13 protein-coding genes are annotated in these 16932 nt (G+C 62.4%); 2 read left to right on the forward strand and 11 right to left on the reverse strand.

The window, feature by feature from the left end:
* Nucleotides 1–13: 13 nt before the first annotated feature.
* The 8 genes from BLV07_RS25880 to BLV07_RS25920 form a co-directional block, all read right to left on the reverse strand.
* The gene (locus BLV07_RS25880) at nucleotides 14–1825 is read right to left on the reverse strand and encodes an ABC transporter permease subunit (RefSeq protein ID WP_244551210.1); all 1812 of its coding nucleotides are present in this window, start codon (nucleotides 1823–1825) and stop codon (nucleotides 14–16) included.
* Nucleotides 1791–2891, reverse strand: a complete 1101-nt coding sequence (locus tag BLV07_RS25885; protein ID WP_091891712.1) for an ABC transporter ATP-binding protein — start codon at nucleotides 2889–2891, stop codon at nucleotides 1791–1793. The genes BLV07_RS25880 and BLV07_RS25885 overlap by 35 nt, the downstream gene beginning before the upstream one ends.
* A gap of 12 nt (nucleotides 2892–2903) precedes the next feature.
* Entirely contained in the window at nucleotides 2904–3989 is a 1086-nt protein-coding gene (locus tag BLV07_RS25890) for an ABC transporter substrate-binding protein (protein ID WP_091891430.1), read from the reverse strand.
* 1 nt (nucleotide 3990) lies between these two features.
* Nucleotides 3991–5457: an FAD-binding oxidoreductase gene (locus BLV07_RS25895; protein WP_091891433.1), complete on the reverse strand. Its 1467-nt coding sequence runs from the start codon at nucleotides 5455–5457 to the stop codon at nucleotides 3991–3993.
* Between the two features lie 1057 nt (nucleotides 5458–6514).
* Nucleotides 6515–6919, reverse strand: a complete 405-nt coding sequence (locus tag BLV07_RS25905; protein ID WP_091891438.1) for a cupin domain-containing protein — start codon at nucleotides 6917–6919, stop codon at nucleotides 6515–6517.
* A 36-nt stretch (nucleotides 6920–6955) separates the two neighbouring features.
* The gene (gene actP, locus BLV07_RS25910) at nucleotides 6956–8611 is read right to left on the reverse strand and encodes a cation/acetate symporter ActP (protein ID WP_210187823.1); all 1656 of its coding nucleotides are present in this window, start codon (nucleotides 8609–8611) and stop codon (nucleotides 6956–6958) included.
* Complete coding sequence (locus BLV07_RS25915) at nucleotides 8611–8910, reverse strand: DUF485 domain-containing protein (protein WP_091891444.1); 300 nt, start codon at nucleotides 8908–8910, stop codon at nucleotides 8611–8613. Before BLV07_RS25915 ends, actP begins: the two co-directional genes overlap by 1 nt.
* Before the next feature lie 31 nt (nucleotides 8911–8941).
* Nucleotides 8942–10192 carry an FAD binding domain-containing protein gene (locus BLV07_RS25920; RefSeq protein ID WP_091891447.1) on the reverse strand — a complete coding sequence of 417 codons (1251 nt, stop codon included), beginning with the start codon at nucleotides 10190–10192 and terminating at the stop codon, nucleotides 8942–8944.
* Nucleotides 10193–10369: 177 nt separating this feature from the next.
* On the opposite strand from BLV07_RS25920, the gene BLV07_RS25925 reads away from it, so the two are divergent.
* Complete coding sequence (locus tag BLV07_RS25925; RefSeq protein WP_091891450.1) at nucleotides 10370–11035, forward strand: TetR/AcrR family transcriptional regulator; 666 nt, start codon at nucleotides 10370–10372, stop codon at nucleotides 11033–11035.
* Nucleotides 11036–11128: 93 nt separating this feature from the next.
* On the opposite strand, the gene BLV07_RS25930 is transcribed toward BLV07_RS25925, so the two are convergent.
* From BLV07_RS25930 to BLV07_RS25940, 3 genes are read right to left on the reverse strand one after another with little or no spacing between them, the layout of a single operon-like run.
* A complete protein-coding gene (locus BLV07_RS25930; protein ID WP_091891453.1) occupies nucleotides 11129–13369 on the reverse strand; it encodes a xanthine dehydrogenase family protein molybdopterin-binding subunit in 2241 nt (746 codons plus the stop codon).
* Nucleotides 13366–13854, reverse strand: a complete 489-nt coding sequence (locus BLV07_RS25935) for a (2Fe-2S)-binding protein (protein WP_091891456.1) — start codon at nucleotides 13852–13854, stop codon at nucleotides 13366–13368. Before BLV07_RS25935 ends, BLV07_RS25930 begins: the two co-directional genes overlap by 4 nt.
* A 42-nt stretch (nucleotides 13855–13896) precedes the next feature.
* The gene (locus tag BLV07_RS25940) at nucleotides 13897–14976 is read right to left on the reverse strand and encodes a c-type cytochrome (RefSeq protein ID WP_349525447.1); all 1080 of its coding nucleotides are present in this window, start codon (nucleotides 14974–14976) and stop codon (nucleotides 13897–13899) included.
* 885 nt (nucleotides 14977–15861) lie between these two features.
* Between BLV07_RS25940 and BLV07_RS25945 the strand changes: the two genes are divergently transcribed.
* A complete protein-coding gene (locus BLV07_RS25945; protein WP_349525448.1) occupies nucleotides 15862–16797 on the forward strand; it encodes an MFS transporter in 936 nt (311 codons plus the stop codon).
* Nucleotides 16798–16932: the final 135 nt, after the last annotated feature.

Consider the following 16932-nt stretch of genomic DNA (forward strand, 5'->3'; position numbering starts at 1 on the left):
CAGAGTGGAACGGCTATCGTGCGGCAGCGCGCCGACGCAGGCGTTCGGCAGTGAAGATCAAGAGCCCCATGAAGATGAACAGGCAGGTCGAGACGGCGGCGATCACGGGCGAGACCTGAAGCGTCACCTCGTCCCAGAACTGCTTCGGCAGCGTGGCATTGAGGCCGCCGGTCGCAAACAGCGCGATGGTCAGCTCGTCGAACGAGGTGGCGAAGGCAAACAGGAACGACGACATCATGCCTGCGCCGAGAATCGGAAAGGTGACGTAGCGCAGCGTCGCGACCGGCCGCGCTCCGAGGCTCGAGGCGGCATGATCGAGCCTCGTATCGTAGTTGCGCAGCACGGCCATCATGGTCATCACGACATAGGGCACCGCGACGACGGTGTGGCCGAGGATCAGCCCGAAGGCACTGCCGACGAGGCCGATATTCGCGAACACATAGAACAGACCGACCGCGATGATCATGCGCGGCACGACGATCGGCGACAGGATAAAGGCCAGCCAGGCCCCCTTCCCCTGAATGTCGCTGCGCACGAGCAGGAACGCCGCCGGCGTGCCGATCAGCATCGCAAGCAGGCCCGTGCCGATGCCGACCATCAGCGAGCGAAGCAGCGCTTGCGTCCACACTGGCGAAGCCAGCACCGTCTCGTACCATTGCAGCGTGAAGCCCTGGGGCGGCCAGTTGAGCCCGCCTTTGCCGAAGGACAGCGGGATCATCAGAATCGTCGGCAAGCTGATGACGAGGAGCATGGTCCAGGCGAAAGCCTGCAAGCCGAGGCCCGGCTGGTCCGGATTGCGGTCTCGCTTGCGCGATGGCACAAGCGAGATGACGGCGTCCGAAATCGCGCCGAGCAGCGTCAAGAGCGCGTCGCCAGCTTTCGCGATCGAGCCCGCGAGGTGCGACGGCTTGGACTTGCGTGCTGTTGCGGCGCCCGTCATCGTCGACAGGCCAAGCAGTCGGTCGTAGACAGCAAAGACGATCAGCACGACGAACAGCAAGAGCACGGAGATCGCGCCGGCAAAGCCCCAGTTCATGGTCTGCTGGATCTGGTCGATGATGAGCTGCGTGATCATGGTCTCGCGCCGCCCGCCGAGCAGCGCCGGCACGATGAAGAAGCCGATCGCGGCGACGAAGACCATGATGCCGGCTGCCGCGACGCCGGGCAGAGATAACGGAAAGTAAATCTTCCAGAACGCCATGCCGGGCCTAGCGCCGAGGGTTGCCGCCGCGCGCGGCAGATTGCGATCGATGTTCTCCATCACCGAGAGCATGGTCAGCACGGCGAGCGGCAGCAACGCATTCACCATGCCGACCAGGACGCTGCCGAAATTATAGAGTAGGCCTGCCGGACTCGAAATGATGCCGAGCGACAGCAGCAATTTGTTGATGACGCCGTTACGGCCGAGCAGCACGATCCAGGCGAAGGCGCGCACGAGAAAGCTGGTCCAGAACGACAGCAGCACCCAGAACAACAGCGTCGCCTTGCGCTCCTTGCCGACCATCGAGATCAGGTAGGCGATGGGATAGCCAGTGACGACGCAGACCAGCGTCGTGACCAGCGAAATCTTCAAGGTGATGAGAAGAACGTCGACATAGACCGAGGAGGCGAAGAGCTGGCGATACTGCGCCAGCGTGAAGCCGCTGTCGTTGTGGATGCTGAGCAGCAGCAGCTGGCCGACTGGATAGACCAGGAACAGCACGAGCAGCAGGGCGAGCGGGCCGCCCATGGCGACCCAGCTCCAGATCTGGCTCCGCGGCAGTGCGCGCTGCTTGGCCGTCCCCATGATCTCAATGCCCTCCGCCGTCCCGGATCGCGACCGCATCCGCCGGATTCCAGCCGAGCGAAACGAGCTGCCCGATCTCATGGGGCGGAGATCCCGAGCGGGTCGGATAGGCCGCGACGAGCTGCGGCATGCCCGAGGTCTCCGGCGCGATGTAGAGCCGCGTCAGGCTGCCGCTGATCATCACGTCGACCAGCCGGCCGGTGAGCCCGCCGCTATCCGCGGCGGCGGTCCCGACATGCAGGTTCTGCGGCCGGACCATGATCTTGATGGGCTCGCCGGCGGCGAAGCTGGAGCCATTGCCGACAGCCCGCGAGGGCGCGGCCTGGTCGGCCAGCACGATGTCGAGTCCTTCCGCATCGACGTCGCGCACGGTGGCGCTGAGCAGGTTCGACTCGCCGAGAAAGTCTGCGACGAACATCGAACGCGGACGGAAGTAGAGATCCTCCGGCGTACCGAGCTGCTCGATCGCGCCCGCATTCATCAGGCAGATGCGATCCGACATTGTCATCGCCTCTTCCTGGTCGTGGGTAACGTAGATGATGGTGGCGCGAAGCTCGCGATGGATGCGCTTGATCTCGAGCTGCATCTGGTCGCGCAGCTTCTTGTCGAGCGCGCCCAGCGGCTCATCCATCAGGATGATCGCGGGCCGGTAGACGATGCAGCGCGCGAGCGCAATGCGCTGCTGCTGGCCGCCCGAAAGCTCGCGCGGAAAGCGCTTTGCGACGTGCGGCAGGCGCACGGTCTCCAGCGCCTCCATCGTGCGACGACGCGCCTCGGCATCGCTCACTTTCCGCATCTTCAGGGGAAAGGCGATGTTGTCCTCGACCGTCATGTGCGGAAACAGCGCATAGTTCTGGAACACCACGCCGATGTCCCGGTCATAGGCGGGGCTGTGCGTCACGTCGGCATCGTCGACGAGAATCTGGCCCTCGTCGGGATGTGCGAGGCCTGCGATCAGGCTGAGCAGCGTCGTCTTGCCCGACCCGGAGGGGCCGAGCAGCGTGAGGAATTCGCCCTTTGCGACGTCGAGACTGGTCGGCGCCAGGGCGACGAAGTCGCCATAGCGCTTGGACAGTTCCAGAATGCGCAGGCTCGACGAGACCATGGGCTGCTCCATTTAGGACAGGACCCAGCTGTTGAAGCGCTCGATGACGGCGGCCTGATTGTCGAGCCAGAATTTCGCATCGATCTTCAGGCCGACCTTGATGTTGTCCGGATAGGTCGGACAGTTCTTGGCGATTTCCGGCTTGACGTAATTGAAGGCCTCCGGCTGCGTCAGCCCGGCCGGGAAGTACTCTGTCAGCGCTGCCTGGCGCTTCGGGTCGGAGGCGAACTTGATGAATTCGCGACATGCATCCGCGTTCGGCGTGCCGGCGAGGATCGACCAGTTGTCGCCACCCCAGATGCCCTGGTTCCAGACGATCTCGACCGGCGCGCCGGCCGCCTGGGCCGCCTGCGGACGGGACACCCAGGTCGGCAACAGGTCGATCTCGCTCGAGGTTAGCATCTGCTCGACCTGCGCTCCGCTCGTCCACCATACCGCGACCGATGGCTTGATCTTGTCGAGCGAGGCGAAGGCCTTGTCGAGGTCGCAAGGGTAGACCTGCGCGGTCCGCGTGCCCGCCCCCATCAGCGCCTCCTCGATCGTGTCGAAGGGGTGCTTGCGGACGGCACGGCGGCCCGGAAATTCGCTCACGTTCCAGAAGTCGGCCCAGGATTGCGGCGCCTTGCGGCCCTTGAAGGCATCGGTGCGATAGGCGAGCACCGTGGTGTAGACGTTGGTGCCGACGCCATAGGGCGACATGAATTCGGCGGGAATCGACTTGATGACCGGCTCGGCCTCGAGGCCGTGCTTCTCGAGATAGGACTTGCTGCCGGTGGTCAGCAGCAGGATCGCGGGCCAGCTGATCTTGGCCATGTCCCAGGTGTAGTTCTTGGTGTCGACCATGGTCTTGATCTGGGCGACCGGCTCGGCATTGGCCTGCACGCCGACGACCTCGATTCCCGTCGCCTCGGTGAAGGGACGGTAGAAAACCGCGCCGTAGGCCTTGGTGTAGATGCCGCCATCGTCGCGCACGACGATGCGCTTGCCTGCCGCGCGTGACGGCGACCAGACGGAAGGTGCGGCGAGCGCGACGGCTCCGGCTCCGGCTCCCAGCAGCAGGCGACGGCGGGAGGTGATGATGTCAGGAAGATGGCTCATGTCAGTCCCCTCTTTGCGATGTTGCGATGGATGGCAAGGCACTTGGTGATCGCGGCGGCAGAACGCGGCCAAGATTGAACAGGCCCTTTGGATCGAAAGCCTGCTTCACGGCGCGCATCAAGGCGAGCTCTGGCTGAGGCTTGTAGCGGGTCATCTCGCCGGTCAGCGTCCGACCGACGCCGTGCTCGGCGCTGAAGGTGCCTCGCAGCGAGCTTGCGGCGTCGTTCATGGCGCGGCGGATGCGCTGCGCGAGCGCGTCGCGATCCGGCATGGCGTCCCATTGCGCAAAGCTGAAAAACGGAATGAAGTGAACGTTGCCGTCGCCGAGATGGCCGACGATCACGAACCGAACATCCGCCACGATGGCGCGTACCGACGCCATCGCTAGGTCGATAAACGCGGGCACCGCCGAGACCGGCACCGCGCAATCCGACGTGAGGCCAATGCCTGCCTTCTTGTTGGCCTCGGACACGCTGTGCCGCAACAGCCACATCGCCTTGCGCTGCGCTTCGCTCGAGGCAACGACGCCGTCGCGGATCATGCCGGCTTCGAGCGCCTGCTCAAGCACGCCTTGCATGGCCGCAGCCAACGCGCTGGCATCACCGGTGTCGGAGAGTTCGACCAGCACATGCCAAGTATCGATCTCGGCGAGCGGACAGCGACGGCCTGGCACCTGCTCGAGCACGAGCCGAACCTGTTCCGCGTTCATCATCTCGAAGGCTGAAAGGCGCGAATTCCACGTCGCCTGGAACAGGCCGAGCATGTCGAGCGCCCGCTGCGGATTCTCGACCGCGAGCCACGCGACGGCTTCCGCCGTCGGCAGCGGATGCAGCTTCAGCACCGCGCCGGTGACGATGCCGAGCGTGCCTTCCGAGCCGATGAAGAGATGCTTGAGGTCGTAGCCCGTGTTGTTCTTGCGCAGCGCGTAGAGCCCGTCCCAGACCGAGCCGTCCGGCAGCACGACTTCGAGGCCGAGCACGTTCTCGCGCGTGTTACCGTAGCGCAGCACGCCGGTGCCGCCGGCATTGGTCGCGATGTTGCCGCCGATCTGGCAGGAGCCTTCGGCGCCGAGGCTGACGGGATAGAGCCGCCCCTCAGCCGCGGCCGCTTCCTGAATGGTAGCGAGCACGCAGCCGGCATCGACAACCATGGCATTGTTGGCCGGATCGATCGCGCGGATCCTCCGCATGCGCATCAACAGGACGATGACCGGACGCTCGCCTTGATCGGACGGCGTCGCGCCGCCGCACAGGCTGGTGTTGCCGCCCTGCGGCAGCACCGGTATGCCGTTCTCGACACAGAGGCGAACGACTGCGGCGACCTGCTCGGTTGTCGAGGGCAGCACTGCGCAAAGTGCCGGCGCCCGATAGCGGCCGCGCCAATCCTCGGTGAATGCGGCAAGATCTTCATCCCGCGTCAGCACGGCCGTGTCGCCCAGCAACCGCTTGAACGCCTCGATCAGAGCCATCGAACCTGCCTCTCGGGAGGGCCGACAGTGGCCCCGGTCGCGGAAAAATAATTGCAATGCGATTATTTCAATTGTATTATGGTAACTATGAATTTCGCGAGACGGCGAGTCAAGCAAGTCCTGCGGAGCCAAGAGAGAGCAGGTCTCATGGTTTCATCGCTCGAGCAGCGTCTCCGGCCCCGAGAGTACTTCTCAAGTCATGGCGCCAGCCCCACTATCGACAGCTGGGCTTGCTTCGTTCACCAACGCGATACACTCTTGAAGCTCAAGCTGCTGCCGTCAGCAGTGCAAATCGTGGAAAATCGAAGCTTGGCGTGCAAAATCGTACGGTTGGTGGCGGGGAGCGCTACCGCCCTTCCCCACTCCAAGCAGGCCTACGTTGCCTTACCCAACCTTACGCATAGCAGTTCGTGAGCGCAGCACTACGCTCATAGAGGAACATCGAAAGACCTCGGCTGCCGATCAAGCGCAAGCGATCTCGTCGAAACAGCCAGTGTCGCGCCATTCATTAGACCGCTGCCATAGCAAGACCGCTGGATACAGTAGAGAAGCAGTGCGGCGGAGAGAGTGGGGGTCAAACCCACGGTTCACGATCACCTTCCCATCACGCGCGCAACGAGGATAAAAACGGACTATCTTTATCGTAACAGCAGCCGCTGACTCAGCTTGTCGGAATGACGAAGTCTCGGTTGTCAGCGCGCGCAGGAAAGCGCATCGACAACAGTCGGGGGTTCGAGTCAGGGGTCCGCTACATCGCGAAACCCACTAATTCGGAAGCCCTATTTTCTTATCGAAGGGCAGCTTAACTCGCGAGGCTGCGTCTGGATAGGCTGCCGAAAGCCGCCGTTTGTACGATGAACTGCCGCTCAAGATTGCCTCGATGCAGTGCTGCGAGTCGAGGAGGCGCGATACCGTGGAGCCGACGCCGCAACTATCCGTCGCATCGAAGGACGTATTCCGCGATCAACGGAATAGACCCCTGCCCTCGAAGGCAAAGATCACACGTTCGAATCCTGTCCGCTTCGCGCCAAGAGCTACTCTCTTTTTCGCAATGGACTTAACGGTCAAGTTCCAAGGCCTTGTTCGAGCTGTCGAGGAATTCGACAGTGGTGAACCACAAATCGGCCTCTCCGACGTTTTCGAGATCGTGGATCTTGTATTCGCCCTTCCCATAGACGAAGTGACGGGTCTCGCCAGCCGAATAAATGGCTTCGACGATCGTCCCATCCTCCGCGTGGGATCGCGCCCGACCTGGCGTGACTGCGGTCCAAAAATAGTCCAACACGTGACGATGGAATCCAATGCGCTCGCCTGGAGCAAGCCGGATTTCCCAGACACGCACGCGCTCCGTTTCAGACAAGAGCTGGGTGCCGACCCGCCCGTTGAACTGATTGGCGTCAAACTCCTTGCGAATGAAGTCGGGCCAAGCGGCCCTGCCCTTTTCGACCATACCAGCGTTCATAGTAGTTCCTCCTTGAGGTGAGCTCTGCGAGAAGCATCATTCGACGACCAAGCCGGTCTGGGCGCGAACATGCTGCGCACCGAACGATGCGCGGACCGAGGCAGCCGCTGCGCTGCGATCCAACATCGACACCGCCCAAGACACAGCAAAGGCCAGCGGAGCCGAGACGAGGGCCGGATTGTCGTAGGGAAACGGCGCCGGCCCGAGCTTGAACGTGGCGGTCCATACGCCCGGGCTGAGAGCGACCAACCCGACCGATGCCAACAGGCCAGCGAGCGATCCGCATACTGCTCCCCGCGTCGTAAGATCGGGCCAGACAATCGAGAGAAGTATGATTGGGAAATTCGCGCTGGCGGCAATCGCGAACACCAGCCCTACCATGAACGCGATGTTCTGGTTCTCGAACAGGATGCCCAGCCCCATCGAAAGCACGCTGATTCCGACTGCGGCGGCCTTCGAGACAAGCACTTCCTCGCGTTCGCCCGCAAGACCTCTGCGGATCACGCGCGCATAGAGATCATGGCTCGCCGCCGAAGCACCCGCGAGCGTCAGCCCGGATACGACGGCGAGGATGGTCGCGAACGCCACCGCCGAGATGAACCCGAGCAGGAGCGACCCGCCAACGGCGTCTGCCAGATGCAGGGCGACCATGTTGACGCCCCCAATCAGACCACCCGACGCATCCCGAAACTGGGGATTCGCCGAAACGATCGCGATGGCGCCAAAGCCGAGCACGAACAGCAGGCTATAGAAGATGGAGATGAACCCCGTCGCGACCAAAACCGACGTGCGAGCCTGACGGGCATCGCTCACGGTGAAGAAGCGCATAAGGATGTGAGGCAGCCCGGCCGTACCGAAGATCAGGGCCAATCCGAGAGAGATCGCCGATATCGGATCCTTGACCAGTCCGCCGGGGGCCATGATCGCGTCGGCCTTCGGGTGCAAGATGATCGCCTCTCGGAAGAGAGCCTCCAGGCTGAAGCCGAAATGTCCGAGGATCAGGATCGACATCAGCACCGAGCCCGACATCAACAGCACGGCTTTAATGATCTGCACCCAGGTCGTCGCAAGCATGCCTCCGAAAGTCACATAGACCATCATCAGCACACCTACGATGCCGACCGCGTAGACGTAGGGAAGTCCGAACAACAACTGGATCAGCTTGCCTGCTCCCACCAACTGAGCGATCAGATAGAAGACCACGATCACCAAGGTGTTCACGCCAGCGACAGCCCTCACCGGCACCTCAGACAGCCGGTACGCCGCCACGTCAGCGAACGTGTACCGACCGAGATTGCGCAGCGGCTCGGCAAGCAGGAACAGGATCATCGGGAAGCCGACGAGAAAGCCGATCGCGTAGATCATGCCGTCGTAGCCCGAGCTGTAGACGAGCGCCGTGACTCCCAGGAATGTCGCCGCCGAGGTGTAGTCGCCGGCGATCGCAAGCCCATTCTGGACGCCCGTGAGTCCGGCGCCGGCGGCATAGAAGTCTTTCGCCGTGCTTGTCCCCCTTCTCGCCGCCCACCATGTGATCGCGAGACTAACTGCGACAAAGCCGAGGAACATGGCGATCGCCGTCGCATTCAACGTTTGCCGCGCGTTGACAGCTGAAACCAGCGCGTCAGCTGCTGCAGGGTCTGAAAGAAGGACCAATGCGGTCGCAAACAAGGCTCCACAACCTGAGCGGGACATCATCGCGGGTTCTCCAGAAGAAGCTGACTGAGCTGATCGAAACGGGAATTGGCCCGGCGGACATAGACGGCGGTGAGAATGAAGCCGAGCGCGATCAGACCGACGCCGATCAACACGCCCCAAGTGATCACGGTACCATCCCATAGTGGACGCCCGAGCAACCGGGGCCAGAATGCGATGGTCAGGATGTAGGCGAAATAGGCGGCGGCCATGACGATCGACATACCCACGCCAAGGCGTGCGCGTTCGCGCGCAAGCTGATTGAACGCGGGATGGGTCTGGATGGCTTGCAGGTCCATTGGTCTCCTGTCCTCCATTTTTTGAATCCTGTTAGGCGGCGATGCCCGCCGCGACGGCTGTCTCCGTCATCACTGCCTCGGGGCTGCGATGCCGCTCCGCCATCGCCCGTTCCTCGGCAGTGGCAATCCGCGCCTGCATGTACGCGCCGAGATCGCGGGCACGACGGACGACCGCGGCTCCGAACGGAAGCCGCATCGACTCGAACTTGGCAAGCGCCGCGGGCAAATCGGCCGGGCGCGCTCGCAAAGCATCAGCCAGCGCTGCCGCGTCGGCAGCGGCCTTCGTCACTCCCATTCCGACATGGGGCCTGGCCACGAACGCGGCATCACCCAGGATCACCGTTCGGGATCCCAGCGCCATGCGCGGTGTCTCGAGATCCAGAATGGCCTGGATGAACGGCTGAGGGGTAAGGCGAACGACCTCGGCGAATTGCGGTGCAAGCAATTGCTCCGCGTCCCGACGCATTGAGGCGATCACCTCGGATCGAATCCTGCTCGGCGGAATGGACAGTTCGTGCCGGACGCCATCAATGTCCGTCAGCAAATCTGCCAAGCCATGGTCGGCATCGGCCGGGCGGTACCAAACAAAATTGAAGCGACGCTCGCCGACATCCATCTCTTCGTTGACGCCGGCGACGGGATAGCCGAGCATTTGCTCTCCTGGAGGGAGGCTGAAGGCGAACCAATCGCACAATTCTGCGCGCGTCCGAGACGACAGGTCTCGCTCATTGACGAGGCCACGCCACGCGACGTAGCCCGCGTAAGCAGGACGGACCTTGGCCGCAAGCTGGGCCCTGACGCACGAAAATATACCATCCGCGCCGATCAGCAGATCTCCTGAAACCTCCGAGCCGTCGGAGAAACGCGCCACCACGCGATCGCCAAGCTCGGCAACCTCCGCAAGGTTTTTGCCGTGATGGTAGTGCTCTGCCGGGAGCGCTGCCTTCAGAAGCCCATAGAGGTGTCCCCACGAAGTAAGGACCTGCCGCAGCCCGAGTTCGCCCACGATGCGGCCGCTCCGGTCCAGCACCCGCCGTCCTGGGACAACGACTCCGACGGCGGCGGCGTCGGTATCGATACCCGCCCTGCCCAGGACCTCGAACAGTTCACGATGGGTCACGATGCCCGCGCCACGGCCTGCCAGTTCGGCGCCGATACGCTCGTACACATCGACGTTCCAGCCTTGTCGCCGCAATAGCAACGCGGCGAACAATCCGGCCATGGACCCTCCAACCACCAGCGCTTTCGGCTGCGTCCCTTGGCTCCAACGATGGTCACACAAGAGCGACCTCCCTTTTGCGATTGTTATTTATCGATTGATCAATTATCGGGATGTCATTGACGCAAGTCAACGACTATTTATCGTTCGATAAACAAAACGTGATGACCGCACCCCGATCGGCTGCGATGGCAAATCGGTGTATGAAGTTTCGAAGGCACTCAAACTGACGAATCAGATGTGAAGCAGCGCAGCAAAGCGGGTCACCGGACGCCGATCCGAGAGCAGCAGAGACTGGACCCGTCGGAGCGGGAAGCCATTATCGCGCGAGAAGCCGTCACGTTTTTCGCCGAGTACGGGTTCGAGGGGCAGACCCGCGAACTCGCAAAGCGGCTGCGCATTACCCAGCCCCTGCTCTATCGCTACTTTCCGAGCAAGGAAGCTCTCATCGAGCGGGTCTATCAGGACGTTTTCGTCGAGCGCTGGAAGCCGTCCTGGGAGAAAATCATCACCGATCGCTCGGTACCCCTGAAGGCGAGGCTAGTCCGTTTCTATCGCGAATATGCCGCGGTCATTCTCACCTACGAGTGGATCCGCCTGTTCATGTTCGCGGGCCTGAAGGATCTCGGATTGAATGCCCGCTATCTCAAAATGCTGCGCGAGCGCGCGTTCGAGAAGGTCGTTGAGGAAATCAGGGTCGAGTACGGACGCCCCTCGACTGGCGAACTCCCGGTCACCGATCTCGAAATCGAGATGGTGTGGGGACTCCACGCGGCGATCTTCTACCTCGGCGTGCGCCAATTCATCTACTCGATGCCCCTCGAAACGGACGTCAATTCCATCATCGATGCAAAAATAGCAACCTTCCTGAATGGCTTTCGCTCCGTTCTGCCGGCGAAGGGCTAAGTCCGGGAGGCGCGTCTGCCGTCTTATTCGAAGCGCAAATCGCATGTTGTGCGTATTGGCAGGCCGTGCATCCACCGCGCCTTCAACCTCCATTCAGCCTTCCGATCGGACCGCAACCGCTCTCTTGATTCGGGCCGCAGTGAACGGAAGTTCGTACATTCGAACACCGGTCGCATCCCTAATCGCATTGGCGATCGCGGCTCCCGCAGGCCCTTGTGCGGCCTCAGCGACACCATAGAAGGCGTCGCCCGGACGATCTATCAGGTGGACTTCGACGGAATCCGGGACGCTGTCAAACCGCATGATCGGATAGGCTGACCAGTCCACCGACGTGACACGGGTGCGATCGAACGTCACCCGTTCGAAAAGCGTCCAGCTCATCGTCTGCAAAATGCCGCCTTCAATTTGATTGCGGATCCCATCCGGGTTCACGACCTGCCCCGTGTCCACCGCCGCCACGATGCGACGGACACGAACGACGCCACTCTGACGCGGCACCTCGATCTCGACTGCCACGGCGCACCAGGCCTCGAGATTCTTGTAACGTGCAAAGCCAAATCCGAATCCGGTGCTCTCCGAACGCTTGACCCGCCCAGCCCAGCCGAAACGCGATGCCGCCGTTTCGATGACCTCACGCGCACGAGGGTCTTCGATGTGCCGAAGCCGAAACGTAACTGGATCTTGGCCCGAGCGAGCCGCCAACTCATCGAGGACGCTCTCGATCGAAAGGACGTTAAGGTGGCCTCCCAGAGAGCGCATGGAGGATCCGCGCAAGGGCATGTCAGGCAGGAAGTGACTAACCACCTTTGAGTTCGGGATCGCGTAAAGCGGAATTGCATTCCGGTCGCCGCCGCCCTCAGGCTGGACCAGCGCAACGGGCGGCGCCGGCGGAAAGGCGTCGGCTTTCAGTCGGGCAGCGATCAGCGCCCCGGGAGGGCCAGGCCGCATCATATGCGACTGGCTCCAAACCTCGTGGCGCCAATCCGCAATCGCACCGTCTGCTCCGACCGTCGCCCTGAGCTTGACCACCATACCCGGCCCGAATGGATCCCACGCGTGCTCCTGTTCACGCATCAGCTGTACCCTGACCGGACGACCGGGCATCGCGAGGGCAAGCATCGCCGCATCGGCCGCCGCGTCGTCGGCTCCGTTGTGCCCGTAACAGCCGGCGCTCTCTGCGTGGATGCAACGCACGTTCTCGGCGGACATCCGCAGCATGCCCCCGATCGCATCGCGCAGGAAAAACACGCCTTGCGTATGGGTCCAAACCGTAAGCTTCCCGTCCCCGAATTGCGCAATCGCGCAGGACGGTCCGATCGAGCCGTGCGTAAGATAGGGTCTGCTGAAGGTCCCCTCGACCAGAATTCCGGGCTCACCTGGATTTCCTGTGTCGTGAATCGTCGTGTCGTGCGAGGGCAGCTTCATCAGAGCGGCCGGCAAGTCCGCGCTGTCCGGAAGGGCTTGCTGCTCGATCCAGGTCGTGGTTGCCGCGAGGGTTCGCATTCCCTGGATCGCAGTCCATTCCCGGTCTGCAAGCACGCCGAGGAAGTTGCCGTCCCGCACGACCTTGACGATCCCGCCCATTTGCTCGACCTGCGCGACGTCACAGTCCCGCAATGTGGCGCCATAACTCGGCGGGCGAACGACGCGACCGTGCAGCATCCCCTCGGGGCGCAGATCCTGGACGTAGGCTGCTCCGCCCGTCACCTTGGCCGGAATATCGATCCGCGGCACGGGTTGGTTCATCACGACGAAATCTGCCGGCGATGTCAAATGCGAGGCCTGCTGTGCGTCGACCGCCAGCAATTGATCGCGGACCAGTTCGCCGTAGCCCAGGCGCATGCGGTTGGGGCCGAATACCTCGCCGTTGCGGATCTGCAGCGAATTAGCGGACACACCGAATCGGCGGGCTGCCTCGTCTCGGAGTATTTCGCGAGCTTGCGCCGCCGCACGCCGAATTGCAGTGCCGGAGTCCTGCATCGAGTGGCTGGCCGCCGTGTAGCCTTCATTGGGCGTCCGCGCAGTGTCGGCCGTGATCAACGATAGCCGCGCAAGCGGCAACTTGAGTTCCTCTGCCGCGACCTGAAGCAGCGCCGTCTTCAGACCTTGGCCAAGTTCGGCTTTGCCGGTCAGGATCGTAGCGGCGCCCGACGCGTCGACACGGATCCAGGCGTCGATCCTCGGCGTGTCGTCGAGGCTTCCGGGCAAACCGTGCTTCGAGGGTTTTCCACCTGTTCCGGTTTCGGTCTGTGCATGTGCTCCAGAAAGCCGGAAGGCGATGATGAGCGCGCCGGCGCCCGCCAATACATTGCGTCGCGAGACGGCATGCGTCATCCTCTTGTCCTCGCGTCGGCAGTCTTCGGCCTCATCTCTTCTGCGGCCCGCCGGATCGCACGCAGAATGCGCATATGTGTTCCGCATCGGCAGAGATGAGGCTGAAGTTCGGCCTTGATCGCCTCATCGGCTGCATGCGGGTCGCGATTCAGCAGCGCCTGGGCGCGCATCATCATGCCGGGAATACAATAGCCGCATTGTGCCGCCTGCTCGGCAAGGAACGCACGCTGCATTGGGCCAGGCGCATCCGGACTTCTAAGTCCTTCGAGCGTCGTGATCGCCCGCCCTTCCAACAGCATCACCGGGGTTACGCAGGAGAAAATGGCCTTGCCATCGACGATGACGGTGCATGCTCCGCATTGGCCGAGTCCGCAACCAAACTTCGCGGCATTCAGCGCGAGTTCGTCCCTGAGGACGTAGAGCAGCGGAGTGTCCGGGCTCGCCTTGATGGATCGGCTCTCGCCGTTAATTGTCAGCGTTGTCATGGCACTTCACCGAACCTTCTATTCTTTGTTGACGAGTCCAGTTCACCGGTTGCCTCTGGCTTCCGTGACAGCTTTGACTAACCCATTCCACGGGTTTTTCCCGGCAATCTGGACCCGCAGATAGTTCGCGAGATCCGAGATCTGCCGGTCGCCGAGAACATCGCCAAAGCCGGGCATGATCGGATGCGCAGAGCCGCCGGTGGACGCTGGTATTCCCCGCACAACAAGGTTGACCAGGTTTGTGGGCGTCTCGCCCGCAATGGCGGTGGAGAGACCAAGTCTTACGCCACCCAGCGGCAAGGCTCTGTCGCCTTCGTGGCACGACGCGCAAACGGCGGCATAGATCGCGCCGCCGGGGTCGGATGGAATAGAAGGCGCGGCCGCCTGAATGCCCGCGGCTTGCGGCAGGCGGCCCGGACCGGAAGGAGCCGTCTCCACATCCTTCCGCCCCTCGCTCTTGCCGAGCGATGCAAGATAGTGGGCCATCGCGCCTACGTCCGCGGGGTCGACAAGGGACAGATTGTCAACCACGTTCGCCATGGGGCCCTGAGCCGTCCCATGCTGGGAATGCGAGCCACGCGCAAGATACTCCGTAAGGGCAGCTTCGTCCCATGGGACAGGTGATTGCGAGCTTCGACCAAGCGCGTAGGCGCGCCAACCTTCGGCTTCGCCTCCTTCGAAACTGGCCGATGCCTTTTCCGCCCCCAGCAGATTGCGCGGAGAATGACAGGCGCCGCAATGCCCCAGTCCGTCGACCAAATACTTTCCCCTGTTCCACGTCTCATCCTTCGAAGGGTCGGCGACGAAACGCACCTGACGCAGAAACAGCAGCTTCCAGCCGGCGAGTGTCAGGCGAACATTGAGAGGAAACGGGAGGTCGTTCGGTGGCGCCGACGACCTGACTGGATCGATCGACATGAAGAAGGCATACATCGCCTTCGCATCATCATCCGACACGCGCGTGAAGTGATCGTATGGGAACGCCGGGTAAAGGTGGCGGCCTTCGCGATCCACACCGGATCGCAGAGCACGGATGAACGCCGTCTCCGACCATCGTCCGATGCCGGTTTCCGGATCGGGCGTGATGTTGGTGGAATAGATCGTTCCGAAGGGCGTGGGCATCGCAAGCCCCCCGGCGTAGGGGAGTCCGCCGGGTGCCGTATGACACGTGGCACAGTCTCCGAGCAGAGCAAGGCTCGCTCCACGACGCGCCTTCGCACGATCCGGGGCTCCGGCTGACCGTGAATCGATGGGAGGGATCGGCGATTCCCAAGCATAGAGAAGTGCCGCCGTCCCGCCGATCGCTCCAATCACAAGCAGTGCGAGCAGAACGGACCTAAGCTTCATCGCTCTCCCCTCCTAGATGCGAACGCCATATTAGACCGGTCCGGGCGACATCTTTTCAGTTTCGTGCGCGACTTGCACAATCTCTCGATCACGGCTCGACGAGCCAATCCAAAGCGTGCGCACGGAATCCAATACGCCCGCTCGTCCGCGGCGTAGGGATCGAGCAAAGACTCTCTCGCCTCAAGAACGAGCGTGCGGCCAAGACAGCTGTTGCGGCGATTGCCGAGACCATCGTGGCCATGTGCAGATGCCGCCATTTGCACATGGGAGCCATTCATCTTTGACGATCCCTTGTTATTTATCGATTGATAATTAACATTGGTGACGCTGAGGTCAAGAGCCGGCGCGTCGAACCGAGACTGCGTGCCGACGAAAGAGGATTTGCCGCCATGTCCACATCAACGATCGCGACTGACCAACAGGTCTCTACGCTCACCCGCGCACGCACCTTCGCGATGGCGGTCTGCGCGGGTATCGCGGTCGCAAACATCTACTACAATCAGCCTCTGCTCGGCCTGATCGAGGCCAATTATCCGAGTTCCTCGGCCATCGGACTGATACCCACGGCGACACAGTTCGGTTACGCGGTCGGCCTCCTCTTTTTGGTTCCCCTGGGCGATCTCGTCGAGAGACGGCGCCTTATCGCCGTGCAGTTCATTGTTGGCCGCGGCTCTCGCGTTCGCTGCTATCGCTCCGACCACGCTGGCGTTGATCGCGGCGTCGCTCTTGCTGGGCGTAGCGGCCACTGTGGCTCAACAGATCGTCCCATTCGCTGCAACGCTTGCCGATGACCGGACGAGAGGCGCCGCGGTCGGAATGGTGGTGAGCGGTATTTTAGGTGGCATTCTACTCAGCCGCACGATAGCCGGCTTCGTCGGATCGCACTTCGGATGGCGGGAGATGTTTTGGCTCGGCGTCCCTTTGGCGCTTGGCGCCGCCGCACTGGTGCGTTTGACCTTGCCGCGCCACCATGCGACGCAAAGTATCGGATACACTGACGCGCTGCGTTCGCTCATCCACCTGCTCGTCGAGGAGCCGGCGCTTCGACTGGCGGCAGCGACACAAGCGATGCTATTTGCTTCATTCATCGCCTTCTGGACCGTCCTGTCTCTCCATCTTCAAGAGCCCCAATTCGGACTTGGACCGGAGATCGCTGGCCTATTCGGCGTCATCGGGGCGTCAGGGATCCTCGCAGCGCCTCTCGCGGGTCGGGTCGCCGATAAGCGGGGGCCTCACACGGTGGTTGCGATTGCTGCCGCCATCTCCCTTTTCTCGTGGGTCGTATTCGCGGGTTGGAACGCCGTCGCGGGCTTGGTCGTCGGGGTTGTGCTGCTCGACGCGGGAGTGAACGCAGCGCTCGTGTCAAATCAGCACCTGATTTTCGTCCTCCGCCCGGACGCACGAAGCAGGCTCAACACCGTGTTCATGACGGCGATGTTCGTCATCGGTTCGCTCGGATCCCTCGGGGCGGGCTGGGCCTATGCCCACTTCTCATGGCTCGGCGTCTGCGGTTACGGGGCCGTGCTTGCGACGGCGGGTCTGCTGCTGCAGCTACCGACGCTTTCATCCCGAATCGGAAAATCATCGCGCCACTGACGCCACGCCGGGTTCTCTCAATAGCTGTCATGGCAAGTTTGGCCACCCAGCAGGCAGATCGAATCCGGGAGCGCGCGCTACCAATCCGGTGCCGCGCAATCGCTGGTCGCGCGAGGACAGCGGCGACTAACCCGG

Origin of the sequence: Bradyrhizobium sp. Rc2d (assembly GCF_900099855.1) — a bacterium.
GTDB lineage: Bacteria > Pseudomonadota > Alphaproteobacteria > Rhizobiales > Xanthobacteraceae > Bradyrhizobium.

Excerpts from the sequence above, each read along its gene's own strand:
- BLV07_RS25935 (WP_091891456.1), bottom strand. The coding sequence starts at position 13,854 with ATGACAACGCTGACAATTAACGGCGAGAGCCGATCCATCAAGGCGAGC.
- BLV07_RS25905 (WP_091891438.1), bottom strand. The coding sequence starts at position 6,919 with ATGAACGCTGGTATGGTCGAAAAGGGCAGGGCCGCTTGGCCCGACTTC.
- BLV07_RS25880 (WP_244551210.1), bottom strand. The coding sequence starts at position 1,825 with ATGCGGTCGCGATCCGGGACGGCGGAGGGCATTGAGATCATGGGGACG.
- BLV07_RS25890 (WP_091891430.1), bottom strand. The coding sequence starts at position 3,989 with ATGAGCCATCTTCCTGACATCATCACCTCCCGCCGTCGCCTGCTGCTG.
- BLV07_RS25895 (WP_091891433.1), bottom strand. The coding sequence starts at position 5,457 with ATGGCTCTGATCGAGGCGTTCAAGCGGTTGCTGGGCGACACGGCCGTG.
- BLV07_RS25940 (WP_349525447.1), bottom strand. The coding sequence starts at position 14,976 with ATGCCCACGCCCTTCGGAACGATCTATTCCACCAACATCACGCCCGAT.
- actP (WP_210187823.1), bottom strand. The coding sequence starts at position 8,611 with ATGTCCCGCTCAGGTTGTGGAGCCTTGTTTGCGACCGCATTGGTCCTT.
- BLV07_RS25930 (WP_091891453.1), bottom strand. The coding sequence starts at position 13,369 with ATGACGCATGCCGTCTCGCGACGCAATGTATTGGCGGGCGCCGGCGCG.
- BLV07_RS25885 (WP_091891712.1), bottom strand. The coding sequence starts at position 2,891 with ATGGTCTCGTCGAGCCTGCGCATTCTGGAACTGTCCAAGCGCTATGGC.
- BLV07_RS25915 (WP_091891444.1), bottom strand. The coding sequence starts at position 8,910 with ATGGACCTGCAAGCCATCCAGACCCATCCCGCGTTCAATCAGCTTGCG.